The sequence below is a fragment of the Bradyrhizobium sp. AZCC 1610 genome, from assembly GCF_036924515.1.
Classification (GTDB): Bacteria; Pseudomonadota; Alphaproteobacteria; order Rhizobiales; family Xanthobacteraceae; genus Bradyrhizobium.
This window is the reverse complement of record NZ_JAZHRR010000001.1, coordinates 5,067,441-5,091,490: the sequence shown is the minus strand read 5'-3', so window position 1 is coordinate 5,091,490 and position 24,050 is coordinate 5,067,441. Positions and strand designations below refer to the sequence as shown.

The following is a 24,050-nucleotide window of genomic DNA, read 5'->3' as shown; positions in this document are numbered from 1 at the left end:
CGATCGCCGATCCCTTTGCTCATGGCTGCGAAAAGGAGCATGGCAACATCACTACAACATCATTAGGTGACAGTGAGCTGGTGCTCCAATACATAGATACCGCCGCCATCCTCCTCCCAAACGAACTCAAGCCTGCCACTCTCTGTCGCGCGCAAGTAGAACTCGATAAACGGATTCGCCGCCATGGCTTCGTGGAGATCGACGCTGAACACCACGACACCATTGTGGCGGCAAGTAAACTTGTTGACGATCTTGCGCGGGATGACGTTGCCTTGGTCATCGTACCGCAGCCCGGTCTCCATCGGATGGCTGATCAGGGTTTTGACCGAAAACACTTCACCGCTCGCGGCGGCGCCTGGCACTTGTACACGGGGTGTCGGAGCGAACATTCCGCACCTCCTTCCGGGATGTCATTTGCATCCGTTGGTGGCGACCTCGACCCAGGTCTCGGTCATCAGCAACGTGCCGTCGTTCGTCTCCGCCACCGCCAGAACATATTGCGGTTCGGCAAGGCGAATGCGCGTTGAAACGCGGGGCTCGCTGCGTTGTGGGACGAAATGAAACGTCGCAACCTCGACAAGCGGGTTCCGCGGCGCTAGCACAGAGACGTGCCTGACGTGATCGGATTCGGTCATGGGACTATCGATCACGAGCGTGAATGGCACGGTGTAGCCATTCGGAAACACCTGCGGCATCATCAGATGGAGACGATCCGATGCGATCGGGGTTTTTCCGGTCAGCTGCTTAACGAGTTTCGCCGCGTCATCGCCCGGCGTTGGTGTTGAGGCAAGAGCGGCGCTCGCAAATCCGGCGCTCCCGGCAACGGCAGCGCTCAAGACGGTTCGGCGCGTAAAGCTGAGTTGCCTTTTCTTCTCCAACCCGAGATCCTTCCTATCGATAGGTGAAATTCTCGAAGCCGGCGCTTTTGTACGCTGTAATCTTATCATGGGCGCCCTCGCAAAACGATTCCTTCTCGCGGCTGCTGCGACTGTTGGCACGGCTCGACAGTAATCCTGTTGGCGGGCACAACCGGACACGCGGCCGTGTGCATCTCGCGAGCGCTCAGAACTCCATGTCGCTGCGATGGTGGCCGTGGTCGTGGCCCGGCAGAGGTGGAGGCGGGGGCGTCGGCAGCTCGGCGACCATGGCCTCGGTGGTGATGAGCAGGCCGGCGACCGAGACCGCGTCCTGCAGCGCGGTGCGCACCACCTTGGTTGGATCGATGATGCCCCTGGAGACCAGGTCGCCGTACTCGCAGGTCTGGGCATCATAACCCCAGTTGTACTGCTCCTTCTCCAGGATCTTGCCGATTACCACCGAGGCGTCGTCGCCGGCGTTTAGTGCTATCTGGCGCGCTGGCCAACCGATTGCCTTCTTGACGATGTCAACGCCATGCTTCTGGTCCTCGTTGGCTGGCTTTACCCGGTCGAGCACCTTGGCGGCGCGCAGCAGCGCCACGCCGCCGCCCGGCAAAATGCCTTCCTCGACCGCGGCGCGCGTCGCATGCATCGCGTCGTCGACACGATCCTTGCGTTCCCTCGCGTCGATCTCGGTGACTCCCCCGACATGGATCACCGCCACGCCGCCGGCGAGCTTGGCAAGCCGCTCCTCTAGCTTCTCGCGGTCATAGTCGGAGGTGGTCTCCGCGATATGCTTCTTGATCTGGTTGATGCGGGCCTCGATGTCCTCCTTCGTGCCGGCGCCGCCGACGATCGTAGTGCTTTCCTTGTCGATCATTACCGTTCTGGCGCGGCCGAGCATGTCGAGCGTGGCGTTCTCAAGCTTCATGCCGAGATCTTCCAAGATGGCGGTGCCACCGGTAAGGATGGCGACGTCTTGCAGCATCGCCTTGCGGCGATCGCCAAAGCCGGGCGCTTTCACCGCCGCGACCTTGAGGCCGCCGCGCAGCTTGTTGACCACGAGGGTGGCGAGTGCCTCGCCTTCGACCTCTTCTGCGATAATGAGCAGCGGCTTACCCGTCTGCGTCAGGGCTTCCAGCAGTGGCAGCAGTTCCCGCAAGTCCGAGAGCTTCTTCTCATATGCGAGGACGTAGGGATTCTCCATCTCCACACGCATCTTGTCGGCATTGGTGATGAAGTAGGGCGAGAGATAACCCCGATCGAACTGCATGCCCTCGACCACGTCGAGCTCAGTCTCAAGCGACTTCGCTTCTTCGGCCGTGATCACGCCCTCATTGCCTACCTTTTTCATGGCCTCGGCGAGCAACGCGCCGATTTCTGCATCGCCATTGGCGGAGATGGTGCCGATCTGCGCGATCTCGTCGTTGGAGGTGATCTTCTTCGAGTTCTTCTTGAGATCCTCGACGACAGCCTCGGCCGCAAGGTCGATGCCGCGCTTCAGATCCATCGGATTCATGCCGGCGGCGACTGCCTTGGTGCCCTCGCGAACGAGGGAAGCCGCAAGTACGATTGCAGTGGTTGTGCCGTCACCGGCGACATAAGAGGTCTTGCTCGCGACCTCGCGCACGAGGCGCGCCCCCATGTTCTCGAACTTGTTCTCGAGCTCGATATCTCCGGCGACCGTCACACCGTCCTTGGTAATGCGGGGTGCGCCAAACGACTTTTCCATTACCACGTTGCGGCCCTTGGGCCCGAGCGTCACCTGCACCGCGTTGGCGAGAATGTCGACACCGCGCAGCATGCTTTCACGCGCCCTGCCGGAAAATGCGATTTGCTTGCCTACCATGGATGGTTCCCGATTTGATCAGGCGATCTCGCGGGCCGCGGGCGTCTAAGTCCGAATTTGCGGTCCTCCCTTTGCTTGTCCGCACAACAGCGACCCTCAGAGCGTGCACGTGTGGCGCGCTTGCGCTGGTGACTTCAACCCGCACGATTTCAAGCCGTCCAGTGTTTTAAGCTAGCGGCCAAAAAGCCAATCAAATTGCTTTGCCGCGGCATTAAGAATATCTTATCGGGGTGATCACGACCCGGCAGCTATGCTATCTTCATGCGCTTGCCCGTCATCAGCATTTCGGACGAGCCGCGGCGGAGTGTTGTGTCAGCCAGCCCGCTCTTTCAATGCAGATCCACGAACTGGAAGGGCTTCTCGGCATAGAGTTGATCGAGCGGCGCCCGGGCGCGCCGATGTTCACGGAACTTGGAATCGAGATCGCGCAACGCGCCGGCGTGATCCTTGGTGCAGTGCGCGACCTGACAGACCTGGCTCAACACAGAGCCAAGGTGCTGAGCGGAACGTTGCGCGTTGGCGTCATCCCGACGCTGGCGCCGTATATATTGCCGCGGTTGCTGCCGCAACTGGAACTCGGGTATCCCGATCTGCGCCTTGATTTGGTGGAAGCACAGACCAAGGTGCTGCTCGCGGATCTCGAGCGTGGCGCTCTCGAAGTATTGCTGTTGGCGTTGCCGCTCAAGGCGGCCGCGGTTGAAGTTTTCCATCTCGCGAGGGACCGCTTCCTCTTTGCTGTACCCGCCGACGACCCTCTTCCGGAAACGGCGCGCGTGACGCCCGGCGAGGTGAAGAAGCGTAAGCTCATTCTGCTGGAAGAAGGTCATTGTCTGCGGGATCAGGCGCTCGACTATTGCGCCAAGGGGCGTTGGACTGTGGCCTCGAGCCTCAGTGCAACGAGCCTTGCAACGGTTATGCAGATGGTGGCGAGCGGATATGGCGCCACGCTGGTTCCAGAAGTAGCGGCCGATGTCGAGTTGCGCGACGACCGAGTGAAGCTCCTGCGTTTTGTCGAACCGCAACCGGGCCGCAGTATCGGGCTGGCGTGGCGCCGGACGTCTCCACGCAAGGTCGACTTCCTGGCGCTTGGTCAGATGGTGAAGAACGCGCTGAACGCGCCCGCCCGGCCGCAATGTATCCGCCACCAGCGCGCCGGTCTGCGGAGGGAAATCTAGTGGTGCTAGTCACGTGAATCTAAATATCGTCGCATAAGGTCTGCTGAGCTTTGCGGCAGAAGCGCTTAACTGAAGCCAAGATTTGGTCTGCAGATTTGTCCATTTTGGATTTTCGTTATGCCGGTCGATGAAAGCGCGAATATCGGCCTCGAGCTGCCTGACGGAGGTATGAACACCTCTTCGGAGGCGTTTTCTGGTGGGTTCGGCGAACCAGCGTTATCCATGACGCCGAAGCAACGCGAACCGACGCAGGCGTGCCGCCCTTTCGGAAGACCAGTTCGTGCTCACACTGACCGGCCCCAAGATGATCGCCTGGCCCGACAAGTCCGCAGGCGTGCGCGGCCAACTGGCCCTGCGTGCCGCACTGCAGCGTTTTGCTCTCGCAAACCGACCGTCCCGGCCTCGCGCCTTTTGACGGTCAGGGCTATCCTTTCTCTCTGATCGTGCTTTCGGCGAACCGCATGAAGGTTGGCTCCGGTGGCGGCTCCCGGGTGCAAGAAATGAGCCGCACAGCTTTCGTTGGTGATCAAATGACGCATGGCGGCCAAAAGGGTTTCGGCATGACCAAGCACGGCCGATCGGGGCACGCGACCCGATCGCCGCGCTTCCGTTTCCTGCAGAAGCTCGAAGCAGAGAAGAATGATCGCAAGGACCGCTCTCGGATCAAGGATCCGAAACGGTCCGTCGAAGAGCTATTCCATCCCCGGAAGCCGACGTGAACCTGGCTATCCTTGGATGAGCTCCGGGGTGGGCATTCGGAAATTCGGCGCTTGTGCTCAGTACGCGTCCGTACGTCGCGCGACAATTAGAGACACGTTGTCTTTAGCGCCCGCCCTGAACGCCTTTGCTGCGAGTTCACGCGCAGATCGACGAGGGTCTTTGGCCGTCCTCAACGTGTAGCTGATGATCTGATTGGTGACCATATCGGCGAGGCCGTCGCTGCAAAGGAGCAGGGTCTCTCCGGGTGCAAGCGGCGAGTCGACGGAGATGTGGGGGTTTGATCGCTACGGGAAACGAAGAGCCGCCTAGCGCCTGAGTGAGGGCATGGGACCTGCGGCGACCGAAGTGGTTGTTCTCGCCTTCGGGCACATCATCGTAGCTGAGCTGCACTAGCTGGCGTGCGCTGAACAGGTAGCAGCGGCTATCGCCAACATTGAATCTGACCACCTGGTCGGCGGTCAGAAGGGTCCCCAAGAGCGTCGTGCCCATGCCGAGCGCCTCTTCGTGCTCGTGCATGAGTTTAAACAAGTGCTGATTGGCTTCCTCGATCACTTCGGTGCAGGAGGCAGGATTTGAAAGCCGATCGACAGCTGCAACCAGATAATCGAGAACGGCTCGGCTGGCCATCGCGCCATGCGCGTGGCCGCCCATGCCGTCCGCAATCATCAGGAGGCAGCTATCGATCGGCGCCGTCATGACCACCGGCGCGTCCATGTCACCAGTGAGGATACGGTCACCGATCGAGCCCAAGTTCAATCAGCACCTCGTTGTAGATTTGCGCTGTTCTTACTGCGCTACGTACGCGTCCGGGCGCGGCGCGGGAATCGGCCCCATTGTCTGATCACAGGACCACATAACATGATGTCGCGGATTTTTCGTCGGCCGAGAAAATGGTTTCACCGGAAGCGCGAAAGATTTCATGCCCGCGGGCGACGAAACGCCCTCACGGTGCCGTGATCTTTTCCGAACGGAAATAGACATCGGCCTTCATTCCGATCGTGAGCTCTCCCGCTCCCGTCAATCCGACTGTGACCCGAACGACATCCACGTCGGTCTGATTGCGCGATCCGGCCGGCTCGAGGCGGCCAGGCTCGATCAGCGGCGCGATCGACGAGACGTTTCCCTCGAACTCGCGATCGGGAAACGCGGCCGCTCGCACGGCAACTGCTTGCCCGACCTTGATCGACCCGAGGTCGCGTTCGTCCAGTTCCGCGCGCACGCATAGGGCCGAGAGGTCGGCGAGCTGCAGCGGTGGCTGCGGCGAACCGGGCGAGACCACTTCACCCACCCGCACATTGACCTGCAGCACCGTGCCGTCAATCGGTGCGCGCACCGTCATTTTGTCGAGGGCGGATCGCGCCACAGCGTATTCCGATCGGGCGATACTAAGCTGGCCCTCCAGCGAGGTTGGTAAAGCTCCATCGTCCTCGGCGGTACGAAGCTCGTCTTGTCGTGTCGACAGTTCATTCTGAGCACGCGTGAATGCCAGGCGGGCAGCGGTCAGGTCGGCGTCCGACCCGCCGCTGACCCGTAGCCTCGCGGCAGCCCGATCAACTGCCGATCGCGCGTCATGCAGCGTCCGTTCGGCATCGGCCACAGCATCCAGGGCTTTGCGTCGAGTCCTCGCACTGCCTGTCGCCGACCGTTCATCCCGGGCGCGCTCGCGCAGGGCGACTTGCGTCTCCGCCGCCGCCAACCGCGCTCGGAGCTCATCGTCTGCGAGCTGGATCAGCGGTTCGCCGGCGAACACCCTGTCATTGGTCTTCACCAACACCTTTTGGACCACCCCGACCACTGCCGTCGCGACCTTGATCTGACCGGAGCAAGGCTCGATGCGCCCGGGCGCAACCGCTTGCCAGCGCTTTTCCTGCGGTGCATCGGCCGACAAACCCCACATTGCCGGCTTGACGGGGGCCATTGCTGCAATCGCCACCAAGACTACGACGATTGCAATCAGAGCCAAGACGGCGACCAAGGCTGTCCGGCGCTTCGACATGACTAGTGGTCCTCCCGCATTTCGCGAATTCATTGCAGTTTGGCGCCGTCGCGTTCATCATCAATGATCCGTCCATCCTCGATATGAACGACTCGATCCGCGAATGGCAACAGACGCGGATCATGCGTCACAATCAGCACAGCATGTCCCCGTTCCTTGGCGATTTCGGCAAGTATCTTCATGATCGCTTGGCCATTTGTGCCATCAAGTGCGGCGGTTGGCTCGTCCGCAAGGATGATGGACGGGTTTCCGACAATGGCGCGAGCGATCGCCACGCGCTGCTGTTCGCCGCCGCTGAGTTCGCGCGGATACGCCTTTGTCTTGTGGGCCAGGCCGACCTTCGCCAGTGCCTCTCGTGACCGGACCCTTGCCGCTCTGGAGGGGGCACCGCGGACATCGAGCGCGAGCCTCACGTTGTCGGTGGCAGACAACGTCGGAAACAGATGAAACGACTGGAAAACAAAACCCACATGCTCGCGCCTGAGACGCGCCAGGTCCTCAGGGTCGGCGCCTGCGGTTGAATGTCGGCAGATACGAATCGTTCCCTCCGTAGGCGTCAACATGCATCCGAGGATGGACAGAAGCGTGGTCTTGCCGCTCCCGGAAGGTCCCATGAGCAGGGTGAGTTCACCGCCGTTGAGCGCCAGGCTTACGCCCTTGAGCGCCGCCACCTTGGCAGCGCCGCTGCCAAGGTCCTTCGTGATATTTGCCGCCTCGATCAATGGTTCGGTCATCGCGTGAACACCATGGCAGGGTCGATGCGGGTGACCTGAACGATTGCCGCGATGGATGACCCAATGCACATGACGAGGGTCAGCAGAAACAGCCCGGCGATCAGCCCGGGCGTGATGACGATCGGCAACGCCGTCGCCGCGGTCAGTCGCACAACGGCGTCGCCAATCAGCGCCGCGATGGAGAAGCCGATGACAGCACTGAGCAGCGCTTGGCAGACGATCACGTTGTAGATATACCGTCGGGAGGAGCCCATGGCGCGCAGGGTAGCGAATTCGTTCAGGTGCTCTTTCGTGCTTGCATAAAGAGTCTGGGCGACCACGACGGTGCCGACTATCACGCCGAGTAGGGCGCCCGCGAAGAGCGCGGCGCCGGCGCCCGTGCCGAACAGCCAGAACGTGCGGCTGCGTTCGCGAAACTCGGCCGGGGTAAGGACCTCGACATCCGCGATGTTCGACGTCAGCTGCCGGCGAACGCGATCAGGATCGGCGTCGGCGCTCAGACGAATAATAAGATAGGTGGCCTTTCCGGACGGAACTCCCGTGTGAGCCCGCGCCCGATCGACGTCCATGAAAACGAACGGCGTCGTGGTGAATGAACGAATGCCGCTGGTGACGGCCGCCACTTGTACGGGTTGCTGTCGGATTTCGGCGGTCGCCCCGATCCCGGAGACGCCAAGGCGATCGAAATAGGTCCGGTCGACCGCGACTGCCTTGGGGCTCGACAGCGCCTCGATCCGGCCTTCCACCAGGTCCCACGGCTGCAGCCCGCCGGACCGCAGATCCGAACCGATGACGAAAACGGGGGTCGACGCCCCGCTCGACATTCGCCAATCGGCAAATCCGATTACGACGGGTATGGCCTCCACCACTCCGTTGATTGCAAGCGCGCGATAGCGCTCACGCGTGTTCAGCAGGGAAGGGTCCTCGAAGCACTTGGTTCCGCGCGGCATGACCCAGAGATCGGCGGACGTATGATCGATCATCGTCGTCACCATGCGCCCAAAGCCGAAATAGAGGCCCATCTGGATGGTTACCAGAACGATGGAAAACACGATCCCGATCACGGTTGCAATGAGACGCAGCCGGTCATGAAACAGATTTCGGAATGCGATCTTGAAAACCAATGGCATGTTACCGGGACTCGATTACTTTCTGTCCAATGTCAATTCAGTCTTCATGTGTTGGCGTATGCCGCATATGGTCGCATTCAGTCGCGAGACCGGCAGCGCGCCGGCCATGGCGGCGGCGATGGACCAGCTTATGATTAGCGTTCCACTGAACACGATCGTGGCCTTGCCGATCGCAAACAAGTCGGTGCCCAGCAGCGCATATTGCAGCCAGACGGCAAACACATAGTGTATCAGATAGATTCGATAGGCATTGTCTGACAGACTGTCGAACGCCCACGTGCGCCAATGTGCGAAGCGCAAGCAGATCGCCAGCGAGCAGAGACAGCTCGTCGCGCAGGCGACAACAAAACCTATGCCGGCCGCGAATTTCGCGATCAGGGGAGCGCCGCTCCAATCCGCCAGTGTCGCCGAAGTCGGCGTAGCCCAAAGCAGGAAACCGGCAATGGCTGCGGCGAGCCATGCCATCCAGTGCCGCGCCAGAATTCCGTTGCAGTCGAGCAAGCCACGATCGAGGCCATAGGTCCCGACCACCACGCCGGCAAGGAAATAGACGAGGTAGTGCAACGGTCGGCTGGGCTGAAAGGCGATGGGGCCGATGCTCACCCATGCGAAGGGCGAATAGGCCAGCATCAGGGGAATATAGGCCAGTGCGGAGACCGTCACCAGAACGGCAAGGAATCGAACCGGATTGCCGCCGGGGAACGCCACCAGCCGGACAAGACGTTGATCCCACCCTGGAGCGAATTGATGCACTGCGGCTGCGAGAACTGTGAGCGCCAATAGCTGGCCCAGAAACCACTGCGGTCCGCACGGCCAGAACGGCAGCGCGAGCCAATCTTGCCAATAGGCACGGAGGCCTGGATCGCGGGCGGTCGTGCGATAGGCGGCGTAATAGGCGAGCGGCGCAAGAAAAATGACTGCCAGCACCATCGGCAAGCCGATCCGCAGCAGGCGGTCGGACAAGAACTTCCGGCTTCCCTTGCTCGCAAGGCTTGAGGGCACGAACAGGCCCGAGAGAAAGAACATGAGGCTCATCAAACCCACATCCTGCCAGGCGCAGAACAGGTCGAAGCCGAACCATCGCCGGCTATCGATAATCGGAAATGCCAGCCACAGGTAGGGGGCGCTGTCGAACGGATACGGGCTGGGAGGCAGGGAGGCGAGGTAAGGGAGGACCGAATGGAACGCCAGCACGATCAGGATCACAACCGCCCGAAGATTGACGAGGGCAAGGCTCGATCTGTTCATCCGTGAGGCCTCGTGCCGATTGCAAAGATATGCACGAGAGAGTGCCCCGGTTCCACGTCAGGAAACTCCTCGTTGATTATTTCGCCTGCAATTCGCCGTTAGGATGACGATCTGGTGGCGTGCGCCTTGGCGTAGTGCTTCACAGAGGGGTAGTGGCAATCGGACAGGAAGATCTGGACGCAGAACCTCTGCGGTTGCACTGCAGTAACGGCTAGGGCTCTATCGCTGCTTTGAAGACGTCCGCTCGGTGCACTTTCGAACATGCCGGTTGGCCGACGATGCCGGTTCATTGAGGCAAAGCAGCCGGCTGCAGCACTTGGCGGATTCGCCGCGAACCCCCCGACGGCCTTACGGATTCGAGGGCTTCGAAAATCTCGCGAATGTCGAATGTTGATGATCTCAGCCGCTGCAAGGCTCTGCAGAATCGATGCGAGCGTCGGCGGTCGCTTTTGCGTTAACCGATGTGGTCCCCTCACAAAGCAGCGCGTGAGACGCACGAGCGGTCCTGAGAATTTTTAGTCATCAGCCAAAAAGGACTTTTTTCAACACAATCTGCCGCAAACATCGGGCGCGATAGCGACTTCGGTTGAGGGCCATTGGCAGACATGCGGCGCGCTTCGGTCATTAGATCAATACGGACGCGGTTTTCGGCAGACAGGCGTCGGCCGCGAAGGCGGCCGGTCGCTCAAGGGCGCGCAATGAGCAACGGCTGCACATTTTCGCCGCCTGCCATTAGGGGATTCGACGGCTCGAAGCGCTCGCGCACTTCTCGCTTTTTGACGAGCGAGCGCGCAACAACAAAGGCATCCTTCAGGCTTTTAGCTTGCCGGAGTGCTATATTAAAAAAGGCGTTGCCGAAATAGGTCCATTTGGCTTTGTCCCGGCAGCCGAACGATGGATGGTCGGCATCGGCCGCGGTGATTACCAGCGTATCGGGGTTCGCGAGACGAGGGATAAAGATCCCGGAATAGCAGGCCGAGATGACCACCACCTTGTATCGCATGCTGGTCCGCGCCAGCATGTAGGCGAGATTAGACGGCGTGAGCGTTTGCGTAAGCCGCCCCGCTTTGACTGCAAGGCCGGCGCGGGAGCCGTGCGAGGTGAGAATCAAAAACAGAATGTCGTTGTTGGCGTCCATCCCGTTGGCCGCCGCTTGCAAGGACATGGCCAGGCCTTCGATCGTTGCACCTCCGCCTTTCTTCGAATTGTATTGCACGTTGATCGGGGCGCCCCCGAAACGGCCCGCTACGATCCGGGCTGCGCCGGTCGCCTCGCTTCTAAACACGCCTTGATCGCCGAACAGGCCGAAGGACACCACGCTCACCTTGCGAGTACCCTCAACGGCGTGCACCGTCGAAACCGACGGCGCAACGGTCAAAACAAAAGCAATGAGGGGAGCGCCGATCCGGCTGATCCAACGGGGATACACAGTTTCACCAGGGCATTTTCAACAGGTCACGTGAAAGAGTCCGCTTCTCTTTGCGCGCGACCGGTTGAACATCCGGATTGCCTCGGGTGTCGGCTTCAACACGACCTCGCCGCCCTTTCTTTCGAAATAGGCTTCAGCTTCCGGTGATAAGTGCACGTTGCCCATCTGACCCGAGCCAATGACGATCTGATCGCACCCCTTCTCGAAGAGAAACTTTGCCTCGTCTTTTGAAAGCACGTGCGAGGTACCATACAGCTTCTTTGATAGCTTCTTTTTCCGCTTCACAACTTTGCCGGAAAGACGAACGACCACGTCGTGCTGATAGATCTTTCCGTCAATCGTAATCGCGCCAAATATGGTGCTGTCAATCTTCATCGTGACCTCCTAATCAGGCTCCCGCTCCAACTCGCAGCAGGGAGGCGCCTCGACGTCGGCATCATCCGCCGCTGCCCCCAGTTGCCCGGATGCACCTCGAACAAGCCAGGGATTGCGGTGGAGCAAATACCGCAGCGGCCGTTCCCTGTGAGCCGCCAAGTGGTGATGTCATACCAATCTCGACCGATGATCCGCTCACTGCAGCCCGGGCAGTACGTGCTTTGGCCCCTCTCGTCATGGACATTGCCGGTGTAGACGAAATGAAGCCCGACCTTGCGCGCGATATCGCGAGCCGTCGTCAGCGTGAAGGCCGGCGTACAGGGCAGATCCAGCATCTTGTAGTCAGGGTGGAAGGCGGTGAAATGCAAGGGCACGTCAGGTCCTAGCCTTGTCATCACCCATTCGCTCAGCTTTTTCACCTCCTCTGAGCTGTCATTGTGACCCGGGATCAGCAGCGTTGTGATTTCGAACCAGACCTTCGTCTTGTTCTTCAGATACTCGAGCGTCTCGAGGACGGCGCCGAGACGCCCCGTGCACATCCGCTTGTAGAACGCCTCGGTGAACGCCTTGAGGTCGACATTGGCGGCGTCCATGAAGGTGTAAAGCTCCTCCCGCGCCGCCGCGTCAATGTAGCCCGCTGTGACCGCCACGTTCTTGATCCCGCGCCGGCGCGCCGCCTTTGCAACATCCACGGCATATTCCAGGAAGATAACGGGGTCATTGTAGGTGTAGGCGATGGAGCGCGAGCCCGTGGCAATCGCGGCCTCGACAATATCTTCGGGCGAGGCCGCGTCCTGGAGCCGGTCGAGTTCTCGCGCTTTGGAGATGTCCCAGTTCTGGCAGAAATTGCAGGTCAGGTTGCACCCGGCGGTACCGAACGACAACACGGGAGTTCCGGGCAAATAGTGGTTCAGTGGCTTCTTCTCTATTGGATCGACACAGAATCCTGAGGAGCGGCCGTACGTCGTGAGCACGATCCGGTCGTCCTGCCGGCCACGCACGAAGCACAGGCCGCGCTGGCCTTCGTTAAGCCTGCAATAGCGCGGGCAGACATCGCACTGGATACGCCCGTCTTCGAGCCGGTGCCAGTAGCGGCCAGGAACGCCTTCCAAACGCTCGGGTTCGGTCATGGAATTCGTCGTGTGGATCGTTAAGCAGACCTCAGTTTGTTGCCAACGGGCGTGACGGAGAGTTGCCACGATATCTAGCCGGGCGGGCTCGCCTAAGGGCTCGAACGCCCGTGGACGTCGGCTCATCTTATTCCTGATGGGCGGAGATGATAAGCCGAACCGTCGACAATCTCGGCCGTTGAGGTCCAAGAGTGCTCCCGTCGCTGCAGCATTGTTACTCCATGCCAGTGGCGCAGGCCTTCGTTCCTGGTGGCCTGGCGATGACGGCCTCCTGTTGATGCTGAGTCATTCAAGGATCATGAGGGGAACAGGTCTGCTCTAAACGGAGCCGTGCGAACCATGGGGGCTTGGAGAGCGTCAGTTCCCTGCTATATCTAGTTGCGCCAACCGAAGCTTTGCAGGGCATTTTGCAAAGACTGGTCCTGTGCTCGGGCGTCTGGTACGGGAGGGTCCTGTACCCGTGCATTTTGCTCCCCCGGGCCTTTGCTCGATTTCGCTCGGGCCGGATCTCTGCCCGTGCATTTTGCACGGGCCGGACCTGTACTGGGGCATCTTGCACAACCTGTACTGGGGCATCTTGTACGGGGTCAACCCGTGCCCGTGTATCTTCCTCGGCCGCCCATTGCTTCAACAAGGCTTCAGCTGGTGGCTGACTGATTTCGGTCTGACTCTGATCGGCCGCAGCAATTTCGTCGCACGTCGGCGCGTCCCTGCAGTCGGCGGCAAATCGTGAGTGCCGGCGATTGATTGAATTGTTGGCGTCGACGGAGTCGATTGCGGCACGACGGCAATTGCTGCCAACCAATCCACGAAACCGGCTTTTGGAGTGCTCTGCGTTCGATCCGCTTTGAATCGATTCTCTCGATGCGACGAAGCCCGTCTTTGTCCTAGCCGCAGGACTCTTCATGTACTTTCAGGCACGCTGCCAGCGAAATTGGTGAGCCATGGGAAGCTGGATGCGTCGTCCTCAATTCATTGCCGAACACGCGCGGAATGCGCGCGGTCTCTTGGGCCGGCTCATTGCGTTCATTATGGCGCACGAAACCTGGCGTCAGAATCTGCGCGCGATGAATGCACTGGGCATCGAGCAGGGCGACCATGTGCTCGACATCGGATGCGGTCATGGCCGGAGCCTGACGGAATTGGCCGTGCGGGCTCCTTTGGGGCACGTCGTCGGGGTGGACCCTTCCCAGTTGATGGTCGAGATCGCCGCGCAGCGAAACCGGCCGCTGATCGAAGCCGCTCGCGTGGACGTCGTTCTTTCCAGCGTGGACTCGCTGCCTTTTCCCGACGGCATGTTCGACAAGGTGCAGTGCGTGCACGTGCTTTATTTCTGGAAAGATATCGAGACATCATTGCGCGAGATCGCGCGCGTACTGAAGCCGGGCGGCCGTCTGGGATTGCTGTTCCGAACGAACGCGGACTTGAAAGCCATCGCATCGTTCCCGCCGGAAATTTACCGCTTTCCCGCGCTGGCCGAAATATCGGCAGCGCTCGAACGGACGGGCATGGACGTCCATGTTGCGGGGGATGGCGCCAACGAACCCGCGCTTGTGTTGGCGACGAAACGGTGCGCCTTGAACTGACTGCCCGGGAAGCGATCACGGTACGATCGTGGACAGACGTGCGACCACATCGTCGATCTCGGTGGATGTGGTGTGCCTTCCCAGGCTGAAGCGGATCGCTCCCATTCCAATCCTCTCCGGCACGCGCATGGCGGCGAGAACGGGCGAGAGCTCGATCTGGCCGGAATGGCACGCCGAACCCGTCGATGCCGCGACATCATGCAACTGGCCCAGGATGTCCGCGCCTATTCTGCCGACGAAAGACACGTTGAGGGTGTTGGGCAAACGACGCGATGGATGGCCGTTGAGTGCGACGCCCTCACCGAACCTGTCCTGCAGGGCCTGCCAGAAGCGATCGCGCAAGGCCTGAATGCGGTTCATGGGTGCTAGGTCCGCGGCCATCGTACAAGCCATTCCAAGCCCAACTGCGAGCAGGGCGCTCTCGGTTCCGGCGCGGCGGCCCAATTCGTGGCCAGCGCCGTGGATCAGTGGTTCAAGTTCGAGGCCTCGCCTGACATAAAGCGCGCCAACGCCTTTTGGAGCGTAAAGCTTGTGACCGGCGATCGTCAGCACATCGACGCCAAGCTCGTCCACCTTGGTCGGGATTTTTCCGACCGATTGCGCTGCATCGGTATGAAAGCGGATTCCATGCTGCCGCGCGATCGCGCCGATTTCCGCGAGCGGCTGGACAGTGCCGACTTCATTGTTGGCGTGCATGATGCTGATCAGCAGCGTCTGCGGAGTAATGGCGCGGCGCACGTCCGCTGGATCGATCAGGCCTGTCCGGTCCACCCGTAGGTATGTGACCGAACCGCCGAGCCGCTCGATGAACCGGCAAGGGCCGAGAACGGCGGGATGCTCGATGCTTGAGGTGATGATGTGCGCTCTGCCGGGCTTCGCCGCGAAGTAGGTGCCTTTGATGGTAAGGTTATTCGCTTCGCTGCCGCCGCTTGTGAACACGATCTCTTCGGGCGCGGCGCCGAGCAGTGCCGCGACCTGAGCGCGTGCTTGGTCCAGCGCGGCCTTCGCCGGCGCACTGGCCCAGTGGCCGCTGGAAGGATTGCCGAACGCCTCGTCCAGGAATGGCCGCATCGCTGCCGCGACCACCGAATCGACGGGCGTGCTCGCGTTGTAATCGAGGTAAATCGGCCGTGTTGTCACGGTCACGTGCCTTGATAGGTGTGGCTAAGCTGCAGCCAGGGCAGTTGCTCATTAGCGAAGAAATGCTTGCTCGGTTGCAGCTCCGAAGCCCGGTCGAAGGCGCCGACGTGATAATGCGTCTCCGTCGGAAAATGCACGGTCGCGCAGGTCAGCGTCGAGCCGCAGCGGGAGCAGAAGCCACGCGTCGTTCCCGGCGACGATTTGAACGTCGTGATGGCGCCCTCGGTCACCGTGACAGCGTCGTTCCCGAACCCGACGAAGACGCTGACCGGGGCGCCGGAATGGCGACGGCAGCTATTGCAGTGACACCAGAAGACACCCTTCGGTCGGCCGCGCGCTTCGAAACGCACCGTCCCGCAGAGACAACGGCCCAAATAGATTTCACTCATGGTCGTGCTCCGGGCCTGCCCTCCATGGCCACAGCGACGACCACCCCGGACAGGAAGGTGAGCGTGCCGATCGTTCCGATGGCCCAAGCCATGCCGAGCAGGTCGGCGATCAGACCGGCCGCCAGCGCCCCGATCGCGTAACCGAGATCGCGCCAGAAGCGGTAGACGCTGAGCGATCGTGCGCGCCAGCTTGGATGCGAAGCGTCGGAGACGGCGGCGATCAGGCTTGGATACACCATGGCGGTGCCAAGCCCGAGCAGCAGGCTGCCGACAAGCCACCATTCGAAATGACTTGTTGCTGCAGTCAAGAACAAGCCCACGGCCTGCACCCACATGCCGGCAACGATCAGCCCCTTGCGACCCCAACGATCAGAAAGAGGACCCGTGGCGATCTGCAGGATGCCCCAGGTGGCCGGATAGACGGCCTTCAAAATGCCGATCCGATCGACATGGAGGCCGAAGGAGGCGAAGAACAGCGGAAAGATTCCCCAGCTCATTCCATCATTGAGATTGTTGACGAGCCCGGCCTGTGACGCGGCAAACAGGTTGCGATCCCTGAAGGAGGTGAGAAGAAATATCTCGCGGAAGCTGATCGGGGCCGATTGCTGCGTATGGGCCGCCGTTTCCAGTCGGACATGCTCCCGCGTATCCTGCACCAGCAGGATTGAGAGCGCTGTGCCAAGAATCGCATAGGCAACACCGAGATAGATCGGCACCGGCCGAAGCCCGTACTTAGAGGCAAGATACCCGGTGAGGAAAGCGGTCACGCCGACTGCAAGATAACCGGCGAACTCGTTCAAGCCCACGGCAAGTCCCCGCGACCTCGGCCCGACGAGATCGATTTTCATGATCACCGTCATCGACCAGGCAAGGCCCTGGTTGATCCCGAGTAGCGCGTTTGCTGCGATGACCCATCCCCAGCTTGGCGCCCACATGATCATGAACGGCACCGGCAGGCCAACGAGCCAGCCGAGGATCAGAACCCGCTTGCGCCCCCACTTGTCGGCGAGCTGGCCTGAAACCAGATTCGCGCACGCCTTCACAACGCCGAAGCTGACGATGAAGGAAACGACCAGCGTCGTCGAACTGATCCTGAACTCCTCGGAGCCGATCAGCGGTACGACCGTTCGCTCGATTCCGACCATGCCGCCGACGAAGGCGTTGATCACCACAAGCAAGGCGAACTGCGGCCAGTTCTCCTTCAGCCCCAATCGGACCGACGAGGCAGTCTGCGGAGCAGCTATCGCTTCAGTCATCGGATCACGCAGCGGCAGCTGTGATGCCTGAATTGGCTGCCCTGATCTTCGCTGCCTCCGGTGGTGCCGGCGGAATCTCGGCGGTCATGAATCGAACGAACTCGGCTTCGTCCGCGATCTTGAATGCCTGATTATTCCGCTTCTCGAAGCCGATGGTGGACCATGGCTTGCCACTCAGCCGCCGGCCGCAAACTGAGCCCGCATAGGCCCCAGGCAACACATCGACATACTCGGGAAGCTCCTTCAGCCGGTACACGCTTCGGAACAATTGCCGTGCGCCTTCCTCGGCGTTCGCGGCAAGTTCAGTGCGGCCGAGATCGCCGACCATGAGGGTGTGGCCGGTCAACACGAACCACGGCTCGTCGGCGCGCGTCCGGTCCGTCACGAGAATGCAGATATGCTCCGGTGTGTGCCCCGGCGTGTGCAGCACCGTTGCCGAGACGTTACCGAGTGGAAGAACGTCGCCATCGCGCACCGCTTTGTATGGGAACGAGACCGCCGCATCTGCTGAGAGGACGTATTCGGCCCCCGCCGCGGCGGCAAGAGCCCGGCCCGCCGACAGGTGGTCGGCATGGACATGCGTGTCGATGACGAAATCTATCCGCATGCCGGCATTGTCGGCAGCCTTCAGGTAGGGCTGAATGTCGCCAACCGGATCAACTACGGCGCCCTTAGCCTTGCCGCCGCAGCCGAAGAGGTAGGAGATGCCGACCGGATGGCTATGCAGGAACTGGCGTAGAATCATGGGCTTGCACTCCTTGATGAGAACGGGTATACAACATTCAATCGATCTGCTGAATGATATATTGAAGGGATGCCTTGTCAAGCATTGGACCAAAACAGGCGATCTACGAGAATCTCGCCGGAGTGGCGCAGGCGCTTGGCCACGCTCATCGGCTGGAACTGCTGGAGCACTTGGCGCAGGGGATACGCACTGTCGAGGAGCTGTCGGCCCGGGCGCATCTGACGTTCGCCAACACCTCGCGCCACCTGCAACTCCTCAGGCGTGCGCGTCTCGTGGAGACTGAGCGTCGCGGCAAGCACATTCTCTATCGCCTGGCCGGCGATGCCGAAGTGGTCACCCTGATCAAGGCGCTGGGCCGCGTCGGCGAACGGAACGTTGCAGAGATCGGCCGCGTGGTGACCGATTACTTTCAGACACGTGATGCGCTGGAGCCCGTCTCGCGCGATGATTTGGTTACGCGACTGCGCGACAATCTGGTGACGCTGCTCGATGTGCGGCCTCAGGATGAGTTCGCGCTGGGCCATCTTCCCGGGGCTCTCAACATTCCTTTTGCAGAACTGGAACGGCGCTTGGGCGAACTTCCGAAAAGCCGCGAGGTGATCGCCTATTGCCGCGGGCCCTACTGCATTCTTTCATTCGAAGCTGTCGCAGCGTTGAGATCCCGCGGCTATCGCGTCCGCCGTCTCGAGGACGGTTATCCCGAATGGAAGGCCGCCGGTCTGCCGGTTGAATCCGTCGCTTGAGACAAGTCGATCAGGTGCATCATGGATGATAAGCCTCATCGCGCAGAAGCCGCGTGGCCGATTGTCGGTGTCAAGGACCACAAAGCGGCCTCCGTGTTCCGGCCCGAAGCCCTGTTGAGGGAGGCGCGCCGGCAGAGACAGTTGCCGCTCGTCGCTGTCCCCGAAATCTGCGTGCTTGATCCGGACGGTGATGTCGTCCGTCACCTCAAGCGGACGGGCGCCGGGCGCATCCATGAAGGGTGGGCCTGCTACCATACGGAGCTCCTTGCTTTGGATATTGATGGCGTCGGCGAGGTCGGGATCGTCGGCTGCGCGGTCGGAGCACCCTTCGCCGTCTTGGTCGCCGAGCAGCTCTTCGCGTCGGGCTGCCGGCTGCTCGTTAGCGTTACCTCGGCGGGTCAGATCAATCCTATTGGACCGACTCCCTATTTCGTCCTGATCGACCGGGCGATGCGCGACGAGGGGACAAGCTATCACTATCTGCCGGGCTCGATCTTCGCCGAAGCACCCGACACGACGCTTCTGGACCGCGTCGAGCGGGCGGGCCGGTCGCTGCCGGAGAAACTGCATCGCGGCTCGACGTGGACCACGGATGCCCCCTATCGCGAGACCGAAGCGGCGATCGCGCGAGCGCGGGATCTGGGGACGCTTGCCGTCGAGATGGAAGCCGCGGCCCTCTACGCTTTCGGCGCGACGAGCGGCCACTCGATCGTCTGCTTCGCGCATGTCACGAACTCGATGGCGCAGACGGAGGGCGACTTCGAGAAGGGCGAAGCCGACGGCGCCAAGGCCACGCTCGCGGTGGTGGCCGCCGCGGCGCAGGGGTGGCGCGGCTAGGCGCTTGCCGAACGCTTCATGACATTCGGCGCCGTCAAGAGCTCCGGAAAGAACCGGGCGCGCATCCGCTCCGCGTAGTCGAGACACCCGGGTTGCGATCGCAGATACGATCGGATGGGCGTGTCGATCGGAGTGAGTACCGAAGAGGCGAGCGTACCGAAGACCACGGCGTCAATGCTCGACGGCGTGTCGCCGAAGAAGTACGGACCGGGGCCGATCACGGTCAGCACCGCACGCCAGTCGCGCAGCGCCGATTCCACGATCTCTTCGTGGGAATTGCGGGTGAGCCCCTGGAACCAGAGTATTTTGCCGACCTGCTTCGCCACGAGATGCGATACCAGGGGACGCACCAGCGTCGGCAGCGCATCGAAGCGCTCGTTAGTGTGGCGTTGGCCTTCCTCGCGGATCAGATGCGTGTAGGCCAGAACGAACGCGTAGTGCTCCTCCAGCGTGCGCTGGACCAGCAGGGCGATGGCGCGCTGCGATGCGTTCAGGTCGGCGTCGGGATCGACGCCGCGCGTGCGCTTGAGATGGTCGATAATGATCGTCGTATCCGCGACGATCACGCCGCCGTCGTCGACGAATGGCAGTTTGCCTCGCGGTCCCTTGCGCGGGTTCGTCGTGACCTCGACTTCGTAGGGAATGCCGGCGATCCGCAGCCACGTCTCGAGCTTGCAGCAGAACGGACTGAGGTTCGGTATGTCGAACATGCGTGGAAACTGAAACAGTCTGAGCGGTCGGTCCTTGCCGGTCATTGGCCGCGCTCCTGTACCGCGCGCGCTGCGAACATAGCGAGAAGGCGCCCCCAATCGCCCTCAGTATCGAAGATGTGCCGCATCTCGGCGGCTCGCGCTCCGTACCGGTCCAGCTTGCGGTGCTCGAGTTCGACGCGGGTGGCTCCTTCGCCTTCCGCGATGAAGAGGACCTCGATCTCGGTCTTCAAATTCGGGTCGTACTGCCAGTCCGCGGTGATGTCCCACGACAGGACGAGGCGCGACGGCGGCTCCCAAGCGAGCACGCTGCCCCAATTGCAGGTGCTGCCGTCGTCGCCGCGTTCGTACCAGAGGCCACCAACCCGCGGCTCCATGATCGCATCGACCGCGTTCGTCTTTCCTATCTTGTAGTGTGCGAGCGGCCACCAGCTGGCCATCTGCTCCGTGAAAACGCGCCAGGCCACCGAGCGGGGCGCCTGCACGGTCATCACCTTGCGGACGCTGTAGGGATCGTATGAGTGGTCGGGCGCCTTCTCCATCATCGGGATCTCCTCTCTTTGGCGGCTTCGCGTTCGGCCGCCTGTTTGAAGGCTTTGAGCGTCTTGTCCCAGAACCCGTCGAGCCATCCCCGCAGGCTTTCGAGTCCGCGCGTGTCGATTGCATAGAGCCGCCGCGTGCCTTCGATCCTCACCACCGCGAGGCCCGAATCCTTAAGCACCCTGAGATGCTGCGAGACCGCGGGCCGACTCACGTTGAGGCCATCCGAGATCTCTCTTACGGATCTGTTGCCCTCGCGCAGCCGCATGAACACCCGTCGTCGAGTCGGGTCTCCAAGTGCGTCGAGGGCGCGTTCTGCATTGATCATGTCGCTGCTCGCTATCGACAAATAGTAAGTTTATACTTACCGTAAGTCAAGGCTAACCATTTCTGCCGAGGTAGAGGTGAAGCGTCGGCCAGCAGACGCGGAGGTCGTCGGGGCCGCGAACCTCACTAAGTCGGGGGCGCATGCAAGAAGGCTAAATTTTGGATTGGCCCTCAGCGGACACCGCTGAAGCTGAGGTCGATCTCAGCTCCTCACCGAAAGCGGAAACAGCCTTTCGGTACACCGACGACGTCCATGCGCATGCACTCGCGACTCGCATTTCGGCAGCGACGATCGGCATCGCCTGTTTGCGACAATTTTTGATCAGATTGCTTACTCACACAAACCCGGACGGAGCTACAGATCGATCTCGAGCGCGCGCATTATCCTGTAGGATAAGGGGAAATTGGCGCACCCGACACGATTCGAACGTGTGACCTTTGCCTTCGGAGGGCAACTCCAACCGCTTAAGCGACCGCCTGAAAAAGCAAGTGAGATGGTTGCATGCCCCGCAATCAACCGAATGCCTTGGTCGAAAACCTATTTCTGCATCAAGTGCCAACCCCGGAATAACCCCGACTACGTCAGGAACGAACGGACATAACCGGCGTCGAATGAAGCCAAAACTCTCGATTTTTCAGGACTATGCGGCGTGATAACTGGGTTCGGGACGCAGGGGTCGCAGGTTCGAATCCTGCCACTCCGACCATTTATTTTTGCCATTCATTTTTCAGGGCTTTTCTGATTGCTGGCGGTTCCCGAGTCAACCGCGGATTCCCTGCCTGAAACGAAACATAAACATGCGTTCTCGCGGCGCAATCAGCGCCCGAGGCTTGCTTGCGTCACCCTCGCATCGGAGGGAGCAGGGAATGCCGGGTGCTTGCTGCACCCGCGGTCTCGTGTGCAAATGTGTAGGAAGTGCGCACACGAGCATACAGGTACAGCCGGAGCACTCCGGCATTCCCTGCGCAATGGTTTGACGGCTTATGCCGCGCTCTCCCTGGAGACGAATTCGTCTTGCCTCCATCGCTGCCGGCTTGATGGCTCAACCGATCCGGTTGGATCAATTTCGCCACCGGCAGCTTAACACCAGCCACGGGTGCCAGGACCACACGGTTTTGCCGTACGCATCAGCGCCGTACGTCTTGCGCGGTGTGCTCGCTCACGGATAACCGCCCTGCGAACACCTTCTCGCGCCCAACGCTGCCGCGTCCATCACATCCCGCCTCGCGTTCGTGACGATCGCGATACGCCCCTCTTGCCGAGACGAGACGCGCGGAAATAGCCACTGATTTGGGGCGAGGGGGAAGCGATTTATATTTGTAGAGCAGGCTGGACCACCCAAATCAGATTGAATCTGTTCAGCAAATTAGATTTTTCGCGCAATAGACCCTTCAGCGTCTGGCTGAGAGATGAGCCTTGATGACCGCGGCGATCCGATCCGAGGGGGTGCCCGGCGGGAAGAACCCGAGATACTTGCCGTCGCGATCCATCAGATAGATGAAGCCTGAATGATCGATGGTGTATTCTGCGGCGCCTTCGATCGCGACCTTCGCGTAATAGACCCGATACAAGCGCGCAGCGTCGCGAATCTGCGCAGCATCGCCTGTCAGGCCGAGCAGGCGCGGGTGAAAGAACGGCACATAGTCGGCGAGATGCGCAGGCGTATCGCGGTCGGGATCGACAGTGACGAACAACGGCTGCACCGCGTCGCCGCCGGGGCCAAGTTTGTCGACGGCCTGCCCGATCGCCATCAGATCGGTCGGGCAGACGTCCGGACAGAAGCTGAACCCGAAATAGACAAGCATCAGCTTGCCACGGAAATCGGCGTCCGTACGAGGCTTGCCGGTGTGATCGATGAGAGTGAAGGGGCCGCCGATCGGCTCCTTGCCCCACATCACTGCGTCCATCAGCTCGCCGGCGCTGCGTTCGCTCTGCGCGTGCGCCACGGGCACTGCACCGAGCAGCCCCGCGGCCAGGACCGAGCCGACAAGCACCCGGCTGTTCCTCATGCGCCCATCGTCATACGGACGCCGGTTGTCGAAACCAGGAGCTTGTCCGGTAGCTGCGCGCGCACGGCGCGAGCGAAGTTGTCGCCGCTACAATGCATCGGGATAATCACGTCCGGTTCGAGCTTCTTGATCTCGGCGACGACTTGGTTGAGATAGTCCTCGGGTGCCGGCCCGAGATGGAAGCCACCGACGATAGCGTGGATCTTCTGCACGCCGGAGACTTCCTGTGCCTGCCGGACCGAATTGACGATACCGACGTGACCGCAGGAGCTGATCACCACGAGCCCGCGGTCTTTTACATTGAAACAGGTCGCGTGCTCGTGGATGTGCTCGTCCGGAACGATCTTGCCCAGCATCTCCGCCGGCAGGTAGTGGCTCGCGTTACAGCCAAGACCGTCCTTCACAGCGAAACCGACGTGCGTGTTCGGCAACACTCTTTCGATGCCCGACCTCTTGATCTTACCCGTCGTGAAAGCGTGGTCGGCGATAACCGTCGGGTTTTCCGCCAGAACGACTGAGACCTTGTTCGCGGCCAGCTCGCGGCGATCGAGCGCGCCAAATTCGGCAAGTGCGCCGGGCGCGCCGCTATAGCGCTGGCAGAAATTGTCCTCGCCGCCGGCATAGAGTTTCACATCGGCGGGCAACGCGCTGCGGTATTTCTGCAGGAAGCCGATGAGGCCGCCGTAGTGATCGAAGTGGCCGTGGCTCACGACCATTGCATTGATCTTGCTGGGATCAGCGCCGGTCAGTTCGATATTGTTGAGCAGAGCTTCCGGCGTATAGCCGAAGTCGAGCATGATAGTGCGCTGCTCATTGCCGCGCTGTGACTGCAGGTACAGAGACAAACCCCATTGATTGTGTAGTGCGCGACGATAGTCCTGCTGCCGTGGTGCCGGCTCGATCGAGACGTTCCCCAGCTTGCCCGGGCGCTCGAAAATATTCTGGCTTCCATCGATCAGCACCCGGATCGTGAGTTTGTCCACCACGGGAATGTCGATCGTGGCTGCTTTGGCGATTTCGATGCAGGTGAAGCTGCCGGCGGCGACGGCTCCCCCAATGGCCGCACACCCCCTCAGAAAATCGCGGCGTTTGAATTGCTCGATCATCGATCCCTCCCTGCAATG

25 protein-coding genes, 1 tRNA gene and 2 pseudogenes are annotated in these 24,050 nt (G+C 61.0%); 5 read left to right on the top strand and 23 right to left on the bottom strand.

Going from position 1 to position 24,050, the window contains the following annotated elements; all coding sequences use genetic code 11:
* Positions 1-62 precede the first annotated feature (62 nt).
* From soxZ to groL, 3 genes are all read right to left on the bottom strand, one after another.
* Positions 63-389 carry a thiosulfate oxidation carrier complex protein SoxZ gene (gene soxZ / locus V1279_RS25160; protein WP_334441387.1) on the bottom strand — a complete coding sequence of 109 codons (327 nt, stop codon included), beginning with the start codon at positions 387-389 and terminating at the stop codon, positions 63-65.
* A 21-nt stretch (positions 390-410) separates the two neighbouring features.
* Positions 411-998, bottom strand: coding sequence for a thiosulfate oxidation carrier protein SoxY (locus V1279_RS25155; protein WP_334441385.1), 588 nt, complete (start codon positions 996-998; stop codon positions 411-413).
* 64 nt (positions 999-1,062) lie between these two features.
* A complete protein-coding gene (gene groL / locus V1279_RS25150; protein WP_334441382.1) occupies positions 1,063-2,706 on the bottom strand; it encodes a chaperonin GroEL in 1,644 nt (547 codons plus the stop codon).
* 230 nt (positions 2,707-2,936) lie between these two features.
* Between groL and V1279_RS25145 the strand changes: the two genes are divergently transcribed.
* Positions 2,937-3,881, top strand: a complete 945-nt coding sequence (locus V1279_RS25145; RefSeq protein WP_334441379.1) for a LysR substrate-binding domain-containing protein — start codon at positions 2,937-2,939, stop codon at positions 3,879-3,881.
* Between the two features lie 19 nt (positions 3,882-3,900).
* On the opposite strand, the pseudogene V1279_RS25140 reads toward V1279_RS25145, so the two are convergent.
* Positions 3,901-4,097, bottom strand: a pseudogene (locus tag V1279_RS25140) (IS630 family transposase); the annotation flags it as partial.
* Between the two features lie 158 nt (positions 4,098-4,255).
* On the opposite strand from V1279_RS25140, the gene V1279_RS25135 reads away from it, so the two are divergent.
* Complete coding sequence (locus V1279_RS25135; RefSeq protein ID WP_334441377.1) at positions 4,256-4,600, top strand: hypothetical protein; 345 nt, start codon at positions 4,256-4,258, stop codon at positions 4,598-4,600.
* Positions 4,601-4,657: 57 nt separating this feature from the next.
* On the opposite strand, the gene V1279_RS37965 is transcribed toward V1279_RS25135, so the two are convergent.
* From V1279_RS37965 to amrS, 9 genes and pseudogenes are all read right to left on the bottom strand, one after another.
* A complete protein-coding gene (locus V1279_RS37965; protein WP_442894913.1) occupies positions 4,658-4,834 on the bottom strand; it encodes a hypothetical protein in 177 nt (58 codons plus the stop codon).
* A gap of 127 nt (positions 4,835-4,961) precedes the next feature.
* Positions 4,962-5,267, bottom strand: a pseudogene (locus V1279_RS37960) (PP2C family protein-serine/threonine phosphatase); the annotation flags it as partial.
* Between the two features lie 277 nt (positions 5,268-5,544).
* The gene (locus V1279_RS25125) at positions 5,545-6,597 is read right to left on the bottom strand and encodes an HlyD family secretion protein (RefSeq protein WP_334441373.1); all 1,053 of its coding nucleotides are present in this window, start codon (positions 6,595-6,597) and stop codon (positions 5,545-5,547) included.
* A gap of 29 nt (positions 6,598-6,626) precedes the next feature.
* Positions 6,627-7,331, bottom strand: coding sequence for an ABC transporter ATP-binding protein (locus V1279_RS25120; protein WP_334441370.1), 705 nt, complete (start codon positions 7,329-7,331; stop codon positions 6,627-6,629).
* Entirely contained in the window at positions 7,328-8,461 is a 1,134-nt protein-coding gene (locus tag V1279_RS25115; protein WP_334441367.1) for an ABC transporter permease, read from the bottom strand. Before V1279_RS25115 ends, V1279_RS25120 begins: the two co-directional genes overlap by 4 nt.
* 15 nt (positions 8,462-8,476) lie before the next feature.
* Positions 8,477-9,709 carry an acyltransferase family protein gene (locus V1279_RS25110; RefSeq protein WP_334441364.1) on the bottom strand — a complete coding sequence of 411 codons (1,233 nt, stop codon included), beginning with the start codon at positions 9,707-9,709 and terminating at the stop codon, positions 8,477-8,479.
* A 685-nt stretch (positions 9,710-10,394) separates the two neighbouring features.
* Positions 10,395-11,033, bottom strand: a complete 639-nt coding sequence (locus V1279_RS25105) for a C13 family peptidase (RefSeq protein ID WP_334441361.1) — start codon at positions 11,031-11,033, stop codon at positions 10,395-10,397.
* Positions 11,034-11,156: 123 nt separating this feature from the next.
* Complete coding sequence (locus V1279_RS25100) at positions 11,157-11,513, bottom strand: Mth938-like domain-containing protein (protein ID WP_334441358.1); 357 nt, start codon at positions 11,511-11,513, stop codon at positions 11,157-11,159.
* On the bottom strand, positions 11,510-12,643 hold the full coding sequence (gene amrS / locus V1279_RS25095) for an AmmeMemoRadiSam system radical SAM enzyme (RefSeq protein WP_334441355.1): 1,134 nt from the start codon (positions 12,641-12,643) through the stop codon (positions 11,510-11,512). Before amrS ends, V1279_RS25100 begins: the two co-directional genes overlap by 4 nt.
* Before the next feature lie 944 nt (positions 12,644-13,587).
* Between amrS and V1279_RS25090 the strand changes: the two genes are divergently transcribed.
* Positions 13,588-14,229, top strand: coding sequence for a class I SAM-dependent methyltransferase (locus V1279_RS25090; RefSeq protein WP_334441352.1), 642 nt, complete (start codon positions 13,588-13,590; stop codon positions 14,227-14,229).
* Between the two features lie 15 nt (positions 14,230-14,244).
* On the opposite strand, the gene V1279_RS25085 is transcribed toward V1279_RS25090, so the two are convergent.
* Genes V1279_RS25085 through V1279_RS25070 form a run of 4 tightly spaced genes read right to left on the bottom strand, consistent with a single transcriptional unit; the run spans position 14,245 to position 17,759 of the window.
* On the bottom strand, positions 14,245-15,369 hold the full coding sequence (locus tag V1279_RS25085) for a cysteine desulfurase family protein (RefSeq protein ID WP_334441349.1): 1,125 nt from the start codon (positions 15,367-15,369) through the stop codon (positions 14,245-14,247).
* Between the two features lie 2 nt (positions 15,370-15,371).
* A complete protein-coding gene (locus V1279_RS25080; RefSeq protein WP_334441347.1) occupies positions 15,372-15,758 on the bottom strand; it encodes a GFA family protein in 387 nt (128 codons plus the stop codon).
* Complete coding sequence (locus tag V1279_RS25075; protein ID WP_334441345.1) at positions 15,755-17,014, bottom strand: MFS transporter; 1,260 nt, start codon at positions 17,012-17,014, stop codon at positions 15,755-15,757. The genes V1279_RS25080 and V1279_RS25075 overlap by 4 nt, the downstream gene beginning before the upstream one ends.
* Before the next feature lie 4 nt (positions 17,015-17,018).
* Positions 17,019-17,759 (bottom strand): MBL fold metallo-hydrolase, encoded by a 741-nt coding sequence (locus V1279_RS25070; RefSeq protein ID WP_334441341.1) that lies wholly within the window; start codon positions 17,757-17,759, stop codon positions 17,019-17,021.
* 74 nt (positions 17,760-17,833) lie between these two features.
* Here V1279_RS25070 and V1279_RS25065 point away from each other — a divergent pair, with 74 nt between their 5' ends.
* Together V1279_RS25065 and V1279_RS25060 are read left to right on the top strand one after the other, a co-directional pair.
* The gene (locus V1279_RS25065; protein WP_334441339.1) at positions 17,834-18,502 is read left to right on the top strand and encodes an ArsR/SmtB family transcription factor; all 669 of its coding nucleotides are present in this window, start codon (positions 17,834-17,836) and stop codon (positions 18,500-18,502) included.
* A 93-nt stretch (positions 18,503-18,595) separates the two neighbouring features.
* On the top strand, positions 18,596-19,339 hold the full coding sequence (locus tag V1279_RS25060; RefSeq protein ID WP_334441337.1) for a nucleoside phosphorylase: 744 nt from the start codon (positions 18,596-18,598) through the stop codon (positions 19,337-19,339).
* Here V1279_RS25060 and V1279_RS25055 read toward each other — a convergent pair.
* From V1279_RS25055 to V1279_RS25030, 6 genes are all read right to left on the bottom strand, one after another.
* A complete protein-coding gene (locus V1279_RS25055; protein ID WP_334441335.1) occupies positions 19,336-20,094 on the bottom strand; it encodes a glutathione S-transferase family protein in 759 nt (252 codons plus the stop codon). The genes V1279_RS25060 and V1279_RS25055 overlap by 4 nt on opposite strands.
* Positions 20,091-20,594, bottom strand: coding sequence for an SRPBCC family protein (locus tag V1279_RS25050; RefSeq protein WP_334441333.1), 504 nt, complete (start codon positions 20,592-20,594; stop codon positions 20,091-20,093). Before V1279_RS25050 ends, V1279_RS25055 begins: the two co-directional genes overlap by 4 nt.
* Positions 20,591-20,917, bottom strand: coding sequence for an ArsR/SmtB family transcription factor (locus V1279_RS25045; RefSeq protein WP_334441331.1), 327 nt, complete (start codon positions 20,915-20,917; stop codon positions 20,591-20,593). The genes V1279_RS25050 and V1279_RS25045 overlap by 4 nt, the downstream gene beginning before the upstream one ends.
* Before the next feature lie 404 nt (positions 20,918-21,321).
* Positions 21,322-21,393: transfer RNA gene (locus V1279_RS25040), tRNA-Arg, on the bottom strand.
* Positions 21,394-22,308: 915 nt separating this feature from the next.
* Entirely contained in the window at positions 22,309-22,926 is a 618-nt protein-coding gene (locus V1279_RS25035) for an SCO family protein (protein WP_334441329.1), read from the bottom strand.
* The gene (locus V1279_RS25030) at positions 22,923-24,032 is read right to left on the bottom strand and encodes an MBL fold metallo-hydrolase (RefSeq protein ID WP_334441326.1); all 1,110 of its coding nucleotides are present in this window, start codon (positions 24,030-24,032) and stop codon (positions 22,923-22,925) included. Before V1279_RS25030 ends, V1279_RS25035 begins: the two co-directional genes overlap by 4 nt.
* Positions 24,033-24,050 lie beyond the last annotated feature (18 nt).

Excerpts from the sequence above, each read along its gene's own strand:
- soxZ (WP_334441387.1), bottom strand. The coding sequence starts at position 389 with ATGTTCGCTCCGACACCCCGTGTACAAGTGCCAGGCGCCGCCGCGAGC.
- V1279_RS25075 (WP_334441345.1), bottom strand. The coding sequence starts at position 17,014 with ATGACTGAAGCGATAGCTGCTCCGCAGACTGCCTCGTCGGTCCGATTG.
- V1279_RS25050 (WP_334441333.1), bottom strand. The coding sequence starts at position 20,594 with ATGATGGAGAAGGCGCCCGACCACTCATACGATCCCTACAGCGTCCGC.
- V1279_RS25115 (WP_334441367.1), bottom strand. The coding sequence starts at position 8,461 with ATGCCATTGGTTTTCAAGATCGCATTCCGAAATCTGTTTCATGACCGG.
- V1279_RS25055 (WP_334441335.1), bottom strand. The coding sequence starts at position 20,094 with ATGACCGGCAAGGACCGACCGCTCAGACTGTTTCAGTTTCCACGCATG.
- V1279_RS25030 (WP_334441326.1), bottom strand. The coding sequence starts at position 24,032 with ATGATCGAGCAATTCAAACGCCGCGATTTTCTGAGGGGGTGTGCGGCC.
- groL (WP_334441382.1), bottom strand. The coding sequence starts at position 2,706 with ATGGTAGGCAAGCAAATCGCATTTTCCGGCAGGGCGCGTGAAAGCATG.
- V1279_RS25120 (WP_334441370.1), bottom strand. The coding sequence starts at position 7,331 with ATGACCGAACCATTGATCGAGGCGGCAAATATCACGAAGGACCTTGGC.
- V1279_RS25045 (WP_334441331.1), bottom strand. The coding sequence starts at position 20,917 with ATGATCAATGCAGAACGCGCCCTCGACGCACTTGGAGACCCGACTCGA.
- V1279_RS25070 (WP_334441341.1), bottom strand. The coding sequence starts at position 17,759 with ATGATTCTACGCCAGTTCCTGCATAGCCATCCGGTCGGCATCTCCTAC.
- V1279_RS25110 (WP_334441364.1), bottom strand. The coding sequence starts at position 9,709 with ATGAACAGATCGAGCCTTGCCCTCGTCAATCTTCGGGCGGTTGTGATC.
- V1279_RS25090 (WP_334441352.1), top strand. The coding sequence starts at position 13,588 with ATGGGAAGCTGGATGCGTCGTCCTCAATTCATTGCCGAACACGCGCGG.
- V1279_RS25035 (WP_334441329.1), bottom strand. The coding sequence starts at position 22,926 with ATGAGGAACAGCCGGGTGCTTGTCGGCTCGGTCCTGGCCGCGGGGCTG.
- V1279_RS25080 (WP_334441347.1), bottom strand. The coding sequence starts at position 15,758 with ATGAGTGAAATCTATTTGGGCCGTTGTCTCTGCGGGACGGTGCGTTTC.
- V1279_RS25125 (WP_334441373.1), bottom strand. The coding sequence starts at position 6,597 with ATGTCGAAGCGCCGGACAGCCTTGGTCGCCGTCTTGGCTCTGATTGCA.
- amrS (WP_334441355.1), bottom strand. The coding sequence starts at position 12,643 with ATGACCGAACCCGAGCGTTTGGAAGGCGTTCCTGGCCGCTACTGGCAC.
- V1279_RS25100 (WP_334441358.1), bottom strand. The coding sequence starts at position 11,513 with ATGAAGATTGACAGCACCATATTTGGCGCGATTACGATTGACGGAAAG.